Genomic DNA, 10,542 nt, shown 5'->3' with positions numbered 1-10,542 from the left:
AGATAAGCATCAGGACCTACCACCAGATCAACATGATGATTAGTGATCAAATCATCCTTTACCCGCTCGGCCATACATCCTAATACTCCCACAATCAAATTGCGTTTCTTCTTTTTGAGCGAATAGAAAAATTCCAGACGATTGAGAATTTTCTGCTCGGCATTGTCACGAATGGAGCAAGTGTTCATAAACACTGCATCCGCTTCTTCCAGCGTATCAGCCGTTGAATACCCCGCCATCTGCATCACAGAGGCAATAACTTCACTGTCCGCCACATTCATCTGGCAGCCATAGGTTTCAATGAACAACTTCTTGTTGTCATCAGCAGTTGCAGATTTAAAGTCTGCTCCCGTTACTTTTTCCATAATTTCCTGTTTTTATGACTCACCACGGATTACGCGAATTAACACAGACTATCTTCCCCAATGAGAAGTTTACAGAAAACTCAAAAAACATCTGTGTCAATCTGTGTAATCCGTGGTGAAAGAATTTCAGCTGCAAAGATACGCCTTCGGCACTAAATTACAGATGAAAAGGCAAAAAATAACACTCAATAGTTAGAAAATAAGGTATTTCTCATAATAAATGTTAAGCGACCAAACATTTTCGAGACTGTTATTTGGCATAAAAGATTTTATTTCACAAATTTGCGTAATGAAAGAAACATTAGATTTTTTCATAGTTAAGGTTTAGGTTAAAAAAAATAAGGGGAGCTGTGAAGCTGCCCTTTTTTCATGCCTAAAAATTGGCTGTTATTCAGATAAATTAGTTACCTTTGGCGGTGAAAAACTTAAATGAGTATGGATGGTATCTTACAGTTTCTGTTAATCGTAGGCATAATTGTTATCGGAGTTGTTAAGCAGTTCAAGAAAGAAGCAAAGAAGAACGCTGAGAACAGGCCTGCTATGCCTGTGCCGGAAAATGATATTGACGAAAGCGCATTACCCATTCCTGAAGCCTGGGGAAACACATATGGCGGATTTATTCCCGAAGGTCCCGCTCCCAAAATACCCTCCGTTCCGACAGAAAAAGAAGAATATCAATTCTCTGCTTCAAAACATATTTTTGGAGGAGATTCTACAAATACATCTCCCAAGCATACCACAACTCATCCGAAACAGAAAATTTCTCCTCCTCTGTCCACTCCGCAAAAACCTGAAACCGATTCCGAATACTCCATTCATTCGGCAGAAGAAGCGCGGAAAGCCATCATCTGGTCGGAAATACTACAACGGAAGTATTGAATAAGTGGAGAGTGGAGAATTGAGAGTGGAGAGTTAAAAAAGCTTTTCCAGTAATTTATGAATTTTCACATAGGAAAAATAACTAAATACATTATGGCATTCAATTACATCTCGGCAGCGGAAGCTGCAAGCCTGATCAAACATGGCTACAACATCGGCTTGAGCGGATTTACTCCCGCTGGAACAGCCAAAGCCGTTACGGCAGAATTAGCAAAAATAGCGGAAGCTGAACATGCAAAAGGAAACCCTTTCCAGATAGGAATCTTCACAGGTGCCTCTACGGGTGACTCCTGCGACGGTATACTATCACGCGCCAAAGCAATCCGCTATCGTGCTCCTTACACAACCAATTCCGATTTTCGTAAAGCAGTAAACAGCGGAGAGATTGCCTATAACGACATCCACTTGTCTCAGATGGCACAGGAAGTTCGTTACGGTTTCATGGGCAAAGTAAACATTGCCATTATCGAAGCTTGCGAAGTAACTCCCGACGGCAAGATTTATCTGACCGCAGCCGGTGGTATCGCTCCCACCGTTTGCCGCCTTGCCGACCAGATCATCGTGGAACTGAATGCTGCTCACAGCAAAAATGCTATGGGACTGCACGATGTATACGAACCGCTTGATCCGCCTTACCGCCGCGAAATACCTATCTATAAACCAAGTGATCGCATCGGTCAACCGTATATCCAGGTAGACCCGAAAAAGATTGTAGGCGTTGTGGAAACCAACTGGCCGGACGAAGCACGCAGTTTTGCCGAAGCCGATCCGTTGACTGACAAGATTGGTCAGAATGTAGCCGACTTCCTGGCTGCGGACATGAAGCGCGGAATCATTCCGTCAACCTTCCTGCCGTTGCAATCCGGTGTAGGCAATATCGCTAACGCTGTGCTCGGTGCATTGGGACGTGACAAGACCATCCCGGCATTCGAAATGTACACGGAAGTTATTCAGAATTCCGTAATCGGATTGATCCGTGACGGTCGCGTGAAATTTGGTAGCGCTTGCTCACTCACTGTAACAAACGACTGTCTGCAAGGTATTTATGATGATATGGACTTCTTCCGTGATAAACTGGTGCTCCGCCCGTCGGAAATCTCCAATAGTCCGGAAGTTGTACGCCGTCTGGGAGTTATCTCCATCAACACGGCTATCGAAGCTGACCTCTACGGAAACGTTAACTCTACACATATCGGCGGCACGAAAATGATGAACGGTATTGGCGGAAGCGGTGACTTCACACGCAACGCTTATATTTCCATCTTTACTTGTCCGTCCGTCGCCAAGGAAGGTAAGATCAGCGCCATTGTTCCGATGGTATCTCACCACGACCATACAGAACATGACGTAAACATCATCATTACTGAACAAGGTGTTGCCGACTTGCGTGGTAAGAGCCCGAAAGAACGCGCACAGGCAATCATCGAAAACTGCGTTCATCCGGATTACAAGAATATCCTCTGGGATTATTTGAAAATAACTGATGGTAAATCTCAGACTCCGCAAGCAGTCCGCGCTGCATTGGCTATGCATGCAGAATTGGCAAAAAGCGGAGACATGAAGAATGTAGATTGGGCACAGTATAAGTAAGCTACGAGTTACGGGCTACGAGCTACAAGTGTAAATCAGTACGAGCTATAAGAAACGAGCTACGAGTTCTGCGATATCAACGCAGCCACTCGTAGCTCGTAGCTTGTAGCTCGTAACTATTTTATTACTTCATCACATACCGCATCCTGAAAAGCGCGTGCTTTAGCTCCTGAAAGTACATTCTGATTCATGATGGCAAAAGCCACTTCATGCCCGTTTGCGGCACGCAAATAGCCGGCCAAGCAATTAATAGCTGTAAAAGACCCGGTTTTGGCATGTACATTCTTATGAGAGGGAGTCCCGCGTTGCATCCGGTATTTTAATGTCCCATCCACACCGCCAATGGGCAAAGCCTTATACAACTTCTGAAAAACATCCGTGCGCGAATAAGCAAACTTCAGAAAAGAAACCAGCAGATCAGGAGAGATATAATTATAATTGGAAAGTCCACAGCCATCAGCCAGTTTATAGTTATCCGCATCTCCTCCCAAAGCTTTTATCTGCTTACGAATGGCAGAAAGCCCGTCTTCATCCGAAATTCTTTTTTTACCAGTAGCTTGGGCACCCAAACGACAAAGCAAAGCCTGGGCATTCAGATTATCACTTTCTTTCATTATCTGATTAACTACATCTTGAGTGGAAGTCTCAAACAAAGCCATTTGCACTGAAAGACTATCTTTCTGCAATTCATTGAAAGCATAACCGGCGGGGCATTGAATACCTTTTGCTCGCAGGCGTTCAAGAAAAGTATACATAAAGAAATCCTGGGAGGAATAGATATTCACTGTACCTATCCGCTTACTTTCCACGTTTCCTTTAATAATCACATTATTGCCATTCTGCAACCAATCCCGGGAAACACCGAAACGTCCGGCAGAAGGAGTACGGGACTGGGTTTCATTGGTCACAGTATAATAGGAAGAAGCGGGAACACATTCGATATTTGCCATTTCTCCTTTCTCACCCGGAGAAGCGGTTACAGTAACCAGACCTTTATTCAGCATCAACGGTGAGAGATAAGGTTGGTATGAGGCAGGCGTATCATCCCATGCCCAGCCACTTCCCCAATAGATGGAGTCTTTCATAGAAACATCACCGTAAACGTTGCCTGCTATCACCGAGAAGGGGAAGCGGCTCACCGTATTCACCAGAGAGTCTAAAGCTTCATCATCAAATTCAGGATCATATCCACCGACAACGTATATGTCACCCTTCAATGTATCCCGTTCAATGACTCCCTGATACCATACCTCCGTTTTAAAAGGTTCATCCGCATCGGGGTGGGCAAGGGCGGTAATGGTAGTCAGCAACTTCATGGTAGAAGCCGGACGGGAAAGTTTATCCGATTGATAGGTATATAAGGATTTCCCTGTAGTCAGATCGTATACGGATATACCAACATTGGAACCGGCAGGAAGCTGATATTTTATCAGGGTATCCAGGCGTGAAGAGAGACTCTTAGCACTCGTATTCTGCCCCCATAGTACTATGGGAATAAATAAGAGAGAAAGAGTAAGCGACAAAAGATATTTTTTCATGTGCATTTAATTACTGATAAGTACTAATATTAAATTACCTGTTGAGGGAATTAGTACCTTTTGATATACTTACGGATCATACTTCAGCCGAATGAAATTCTGCAACCGGCTTTTCAAACTTTCCTCCACAGGCATGGCAGACATACTCCCAATGATTATTTCCCGGAGGGGTGGCCGCCAACAGAGAGGCGATGGCCGACATGACAGCCCGCACCCGATGCTCTTTCTTCAACACAAACTTAATGTCGGACGAACCGCAGAAAGGGCAATATTTTAATTGCTCCGGAATCATCTCATTCTGTTCCAGCAAGCGGACGGCAGCTTCATAATCGGCTTCGTCAACCAAAACGTCCACTCCGGCTATATCATTGATGTAGCCGCGCAACAACGTAGACATATTCTCATTGTGGAGAAGGGAAGAAATGCCTTCATTCTCCAATGCTCCCTGAATGATGTGTGCCTGAGCAGCATCGTTACAAGTAATCAGTTTTACAGTTTTCATCGTTCTAATATTTTATTTGAGTTCTGGAAAGTACTAAAAAGTGATTGTGATAATCACAATGCCTCTTTAAATATTTCAGAAACCGTAGGATGGGGGAAAATGATTTTCTTCCATTCCGTAGTAGTCAGTTTCAACTCGATGGCCATACCTGCCAAAGTGATGATTTCGGAAGCCGGATTGCCCAATACATGTGCCCCCACTATCGTTTCATCATCCGCTATCAGAAGTTTGCAAACTCCATTCACACCTTCATTTTCAGCAACGAAACGCCCGGAATAGGCCATCGGAAGCTTTACAACCCGATAGTTGATACCTTTTAGTTGCAGAGCCTCTTCCGTTTGCCCCACACCGGCAATCTCCGGATTGGTATATACCACCCCTGGAATAGCCCAATAGCTCATAGCATCCTTCTGGCCAAGTATGGTATGTACAGCTACTTCTGCCTCACGCACGGCTGTATGTGCCAGCAAAGAGAAACCCGTCAGATCACCACATACATATATGCCCGGAACAGAGGCCTGCATACATTCGTTCACACAGATATTTCCCCGTTCAGTCCTTCGTAAATCCAGGTTTTCGAGCCCGAATCCTTTTATCACCGGACGACGGCCTACGCTCATCAATAATCTATCAGCCAATACAGCACCTGCACCTTCCGCATTCTCATAACTCACCTGTACCTGTGGTTTCCCATCACTGGAAGAAGCCTCAGCAATCGATACCACTTTTGTGCTAAGCATAAACTTAATTCCACGCTTGGCATACTCTGCACGCAGCATAGCAGAAAGCTCCTTATCCATGCCGCCCAGAATTTCATCAAGCATCTCTATCACAGTGACCTGTACACCCAGACTATTGAAGAAAGAAGCAAACTCGATGCCAATCACTCCACCACCGATAATGGCAAGTGATGCGGGAAGCTCCTTATTATCCAAAGCGTCGCGATGCGTCCAGAAAGGTACGGTATCCACACCGGGAATAGGCGGAACAAAGGTTTCCGAACCGGTACACAGAATCAGGTTTTCACATTCGTAAGTTTCGCCACCACACTGCACGGTATTCTTGTCAATGATGGTAGCCTCTCCCTGCACGATATTTACACCGTGTGCCGTCAGCTTGCCTTTAACGCCCAGCACCAGCTTGCGCACTACCTTCTGCTTGCGGGCGATAATCTTCGGTAAGTCAAATGAGACTTCGGAGATATTCACTGCATATTTGGAAGCATGACGCGCAGCATCATACGACTTTGCCGAATACAACAAAGTCTTAGTAGGGATACAACCTTCATTGAGGCAGACTCCACCCAAATTTTGTTTCTCGAACAACACTACACTCAATCCGGCTTTTCCGGCTGTTTCGGCAGCAGTATATCCAGCAGGACCTCCACCGATAATGGCAACTTGGTATTTCATAGTCTTATTTATTAGTATACTTGTAAACTGCCTGCAAGTTAATAAAAACCTCTCTTATCTGCACAAAACAATTATCCTTTCTTTGTCTTTTTCACCGTACGCTTCATCTTTAAGGCATATAAATTCAGCTCTATTGAAGATTCGGTTTCTGTTGTATCCCCTTTCTCTTCTACAGACAATAATTCGTGAAGTAACTCACTGCTGCGTTGGGTCAATGTTTTCTGTTTACCTTCATCTGTTTCTGTTGACAAGATATTTAGATTGCGGGAGAGTTCTCTTAAATGGGCAAAAGATTCTATAATGGCAAGAGTCGTAGCCGTAGCCCGGGGACTTTTCAAAACGGTAGCAAGCATATAAAGCCCTTTTTCAGTGAAAGCTTTAGGCTCCATTGTAGCATGCTTTAATGTTTTGAACCGGTCGAAATTTTCGACCAGTTCCTGTTTTTCAGATACTTGTAAAGAGACAAGATATCCTTCCGGGAACTTATCCGGATTATTTCTCACCGCTTCATTCACCCTCTTCGTTTCTACTCCGTACAGTATTGCCACATCTCTATCCAACAGGACTTTTTGCCCTCTCAGTTCTATTAGGCATGCTTCTATTTCCTGTTCCCTGATGACTTGTAATTTGTTTTCTATACTTTATATGTATTTTGTTGATTTAAAGACCTACAAGGTACAACTAATATTCTACAAAAAGTATCACCCCCTATCTTTTTCTTGCTAAAAAAACATACCTTTGTTTGCAGTATTTTCCAATAAAATACGTCTATAAACAAAAGCTATTTAAACTAACGAAACTAAAGATACATGAAACGAACGAACGTACTCCAAGCGCTAATATTCTCCATTGTCATCCTTTTCGGCGGAACAGCCTGTGATAATGCAAATGATGAACGTTTCTCTTCTACAGAAGAATTTACTGTCGAAGGCGATGCAAGCTCCATAGAGATCCCGATGACCAGAACCAACTGGATTGTGGCTTCCGTTATGTATCCGGATGGAGGCATCATGACAGATGAGAATGGGTATCCCTTAAAACTGGAGGGTATGGGCACCGTACGCTTCCATTGGGGCAGCATCACCCGCGACAAGGCAAAATCCCTGACTATACAACTGAATGATAACTTTGCAGGGGAAGAGCGCAGATTGATTCTCAAACTGAGTACCGAACAAGGACTTTACTCAGAACAAATATTCATCCAGCAGAAGATATGCACCAATTACTATCAGATAGAATCCATCACTTACTCCCTGGATGAATTTGATGGAGTAAGAGAAGCCGGAACAAAGCCTTGGGGAATCACCTGGATAGACAGAACCGGTAGCGGAGAAGAAATAAAGAAGACTTCCTTTTTCCCCTTCTACAATGCTTTTACTGAATATTACTTCGATACCTATACTGGCGAATACCCCAAGGAATGGATGAATCCCGAAGGAGAAAGCCGCTATGTGGATATGCCGGGAAACATTGTAGACGGACAAATTATCTTCGAGCAAGAAAAGCAGAAATACACCGACAGAGGCATGTACAGAGGTGAATTAAAAGATATTAGTTTCGAGATGGACATGGTCGGCATGAAGCAAAACAGATATCAGGCTGACATCTATTATAAAACCTTGCAAGTTAGTTACACTATGACCTTGTCAAGGCCCGGCAGCGACACAAAGAAAATCATTACAGGGAAACTGCTAAAGAATTACCCTTATGATTGTTCTCCTATACGCCATGAGGTCAGCGACCTGCCGCCGGAAGACGCATAGACGGTAAGTTTTCAACAATCTCCTCCCGGCTCACGGTAGGAGGTTGTTTCTCCGCTAACTTGCGACACACCAATGTACCTATTTTCAAAGCATCTTCTTCTGATGTAAAAGCTGTCTTCTCACCTATGGCAGGTATATAAGGCTGATAAATCAGTGTATCTGCCCCGTAAACCACCACATATCCATATCCCCCTTCCACTTGCATGGAACGGCAGGATAACTTTTCTCCGGCGGCATTCGTACGCCCGGAACAATAAGAAAGGCATACTGCCACAAGGGACAGTACACCTATCTTCACAATAAACATCAGCTTCATAAATCTTTATATAGAAAAAACACTAATCAACATCTTCCTGCTCATAAGGCAAGAGCTCATAGACATCATCAAAATAACTGGTTCCCGAAGATCCCGACAGTACAAAACCCCGCTTACCTGTGGAGAAAGACACCGCATAAGAACGTGATGAACCTCCGGAACTGACATTATGCACATTCGTCATCGGCGTATAGTCATCATCAGAATCACCATACCACAAATCTTCTTCAGGGTCATATACCCAATAATCACTGGTCACCCCACTACGGGTTCCTGTTGCGATATATCCCCTACCGTCTATGACGAAAGATACGGTACCTGCACGGGTAATGGCATAATCGTCGTCATAATCTTCATCACTATCATTATTGGCAATGTCACGCAACTGTTTCCAATCGCTACCGTCGAACTTCCATAAATCGTCTACCAGAGTACCATTGTTATCCCCACAACAAATGTAAGCCACATCATCTATAACGAAAGCTGTACCGTACTGACGTTTATATCCACCAAATCCACTCACGATTGTCCATTGCTGTCCGGTAGCGGCATTAGGGTCGAAACGATAGAAGTCCTTCAGGTAATTATCATTATACCCCGTACCCACATAACCATATCCACCGATAGAAAAAGCCAGCGCACCATAGCGCGCACCTCCGCCAAAGTCATCTTTCCGTGTCCAGCTGTCTGTATTGGGATCATACTCCCAAGTATCCGCCAGATTCGTAGACTCATTTTTCTGGACACCGGTGGTAATGTAGCCTTTTCCATTTAGAGCAAACGCAGTTGCACTGTGGCGACCTTGCGCCTCATCGGGCATATCGGCGCATTGTGTCCAATAATCATTGTTGATGTCGTACACCCAAAGGTCCTTCAGGTATGTCTTGTTTGTCCCACGGAAACCGCAGCACAGATAGCCTTTATTATCGATGGTGAAACTACTGGCTTGTCCCCGTGCAACCCCGTCCAGGTCCGACCTTCTCATCCATACACCCTGGGTGTATTCATCGTCGTCCGTACAACTGCCGGCCAGGCATCCAACCGCCAGCAGCATCATTCCAAATAATAGTCGATTCATTTTTTCTTCAGAACTTGTTTTAATTACTATATTTTTGGTAGCAAAAGTAGGCGGCAAGTACTTCATCAGCAAATATAACCGACAAACAGCACTAATTTTTCGGTAAATAGCTTTACCGATAAAACCCGCCCGATAGCCGATTTTAATAGGAAGATATGGAAGATTTCATTTTCCTTTGCGAAAGAATTTAAGAGTTACAAGCTACGAGTGCCTTTCGGTATGATAGCGCAGCCACTTGTAGCTCGTAGCCTATAACTTGTAGCTCAAAAACACTATGAACAATGAAAAAATTATTGTATAGCCTGATTATAATAATCGCCGCCATCTGTGCCTGCCAGGACGAAAACTCAGAACTGGGCAAAAGCCTGGTCGACAGTTCTTTTTACAATATATATGTAGACACTTGCACCGTGGATATCAGCACCATTCTTATGGACTCCATAGAAACCAGGGGAGACAGCATCTGCCAGCTGGGACATTACAAGGATCCGTCATGGGGCGAAGCCTCTGCCACCTACTATGCCGAATACTCCACAAACAGTTTCACTCCCAACGAGAACTACAGTTACAGCTTCGACTCACTAGTACTGCGGATGACACCCTCCGGCCACTTCTGGGGCGATACGCTGACACAGCAACGCATCTCAGTATACCGGCTGAAACAGCCTATTTATCTGGATGATGACGAAGATTTATACACCACCACCGCGTTGCCCACCGAGAGTACTCCCCTGCTCAGCTTTACCTTCACTCCACGCCCCGGACAAAAAAGAGAATTGGAGATACGTCTGCCCGACGAACTGGGTAAAGAACTGCTGACAGACCTCATAGCCGAAGAAAACTACTTCGACAGCCAGGATAAGTTCAAGGAAAAATTTCCCGGACTGGCCCTCGTGGCCGAAAGCAACGGAGGATGTATCATAGGATTCCTGGTGAATGAATCATCCATGGCCATCACCCTGCATTATAAAGAGATAACCAGCCAGCGCACGGAAAAAGAACTGATATTCAGCGTAAATACAGATTATGCCTACACGGGTATTCGTCACGATCGAACAGGGACTTCCCTTGCCACTCTGGAAAGCGGAATAGAAAACCT

The 10,542-nt window shown here is 44.5% G+C and carries 10 protein-coding genes and 1 pseudogene; 4 read left to right on the top strand and 7 right to left on the bottom strand.

From position 1 onward, the window contains the following. Positions 1–365 (bottom strand): annotated as a pseudogene (locus BACCELL_RS09270) (tRNA (N6-isopentenyl adenosine(37)-C2)-methylthiotransferase MiaB); the annotation flags it as partial. Between the two features lie 435 nt (positions 366–800). Here BACCELL_RS09270 and BACCELL_RS09265 point away from each other — a divergent pair. Beyond that, positions 801–1,244 carry a hypothetical protein gene (locus BACCELL_RS09265; RefSeq protein WP_026366952.1) on the top strand — a complete coding sequence of 148 codons (444 nt, stop codon included), beginning with the start codon at positions 801–803 and terminating at the stop codon, positions 1,242–1,244. Positions 1,245–1,337: 93 nt separating this feature from the next. Beyond that, positions 1,338–2,834, top strand: a complete 1,497-nt coding sequence (locus BACCELL_RS09260) for a butyryl-CoA:acetate CoA transferase (protein ID WP_007216457.1) — start codon at positions 1,338–1,340, stop codon at positions 2,832–2,834. A 116-nt stretch (positions 2,835–2,950) separates the two neighbouring features. Here the strand turns inward: BACCELL_RS09260 and dacB are convergent, their stop codons facing one another. The 4 genes from dacB to BACCELL_RS09240 form a co-directional block, all read right to left on the bottom strand. After that, the gene (dacB, locus tag BACCELL_RS09255) at positions 2,951–4,372 is read right to left on the bottom strand and encodes a D-alanyl-D-alanine carboxypeptidase/D-alanyl-D-alanine endopeptidase (RefSeq protein ID WP_044153741.1); all 1,422 of its coding nucleotides are present in this window, start codon (positions 4,370–4,372) and stop codon (positions 2,951–2,953) included. 76 nt (positions 4,373–4,448) lie between these two features. Then, on the bottom strand, positions 4,449–4,874 hold the full coding sequence (locus BACCELL_RS09250) for a putative signal transducing protein (RefSeq protein ID WP_007211466.1): 426 nt from the start codon (positions 4,872–4,874) through the stop codon (positions 4,449–4,451). 53 nt (positions 4,875–4,927) lie between these two features. Then, on the bottom strand, positions 4,928–6,286 hold the full coding sequence (lpdA, locus tag BACCELL_RS09245) for a dihydrolipoyl dehydrogenase (protein ID WP_007211465.1): 1,359 nt from the start codon (positions 6,284–6,286) through the stop codon (positions 4,928–4,930). A gap of 71 nt (positions 6,287–6,357) precedes the next feature. Further along, a complete protein-coding gene (locus BACCELL_RS09240; RefSeq protein ID WP_029426377.1) occupies positions 6,358–6,924 on the bottom strand; it encodes an ORF6N domain-containing protein in 567 nt (188 codons plus the stop codon). Positions 6,925–7,095: 171 nt separating this feature from the next. Here BACCELL_RS09240 and BACCELL_RS09235 point away from each other — a divergent pair, with 171 nt between their 5' ends. Continuing rightward, positions 7,096–8,049 carry a hypothetical protein gene (locus BACCELL_RS09235; protein WP_007211462.1) on the top strand — a complete coding sequence of 318 codons (954 nt, stop codon included), beginning with the start codon at positions 7,096–7,098 and terminating at the stop codon, positions 8,047–8,049. Here the strand turns inward: BACCELL_RS09235 and BACCELL_RS09230 are convergent. Further along, positions 8,021–8,365, bottom strand: a complete 345-nt coding sequence (locus BACCELL_RS09230) for a DUF4907 domain-containing protein (RefSeq protein ID WP_007211461.1) — start codon at positions 8,363–8,365, stop codon at positions 8,021–8,023. The genes BACCELL_RS09235 and BACCELL_RS09230 overlap by 29 nt on opposite strands. A 22-nt stretch (positions 8,366–8,387) precedes the next feature. Then, positions 8,388–9,443, bottom strand: coding sequence for a Kelch repeat-containing protein (locus BACCELL_RS09225; protein WP_007216463.1), 1,056 nt, complete (start codon positions 9,441–9,443; stop codon positions 8,388–8,390). A gap of 281 nt (positions 9,444–9,724) precedes the next feature. Here BACCELL_RS09225 and BACCELL_RS09220 point away from each other — a divergent pair. Continuing rightward, positions 9,725–10,542, top strand: an 818-nt coding sequence (locus BACCELL_RS09220; protein WP_007211459.1) for a DUF4270 family protein, incomplete at its 3' end; no start/stop codon positions are given.

This window comes from Bacteroides cellulosilyticus DSM 14838 (assembly GCF_000158035.1).
GTDB lineage: Bacteria > Bacteroidota > Bacteroidia > Bacteroidales > Bacteroidaceae > Bacteroides > Bacteroides cellulosilyticus.
This window is presented reverse-complemented; position numbering and strand designations above follow the sequence as displayed.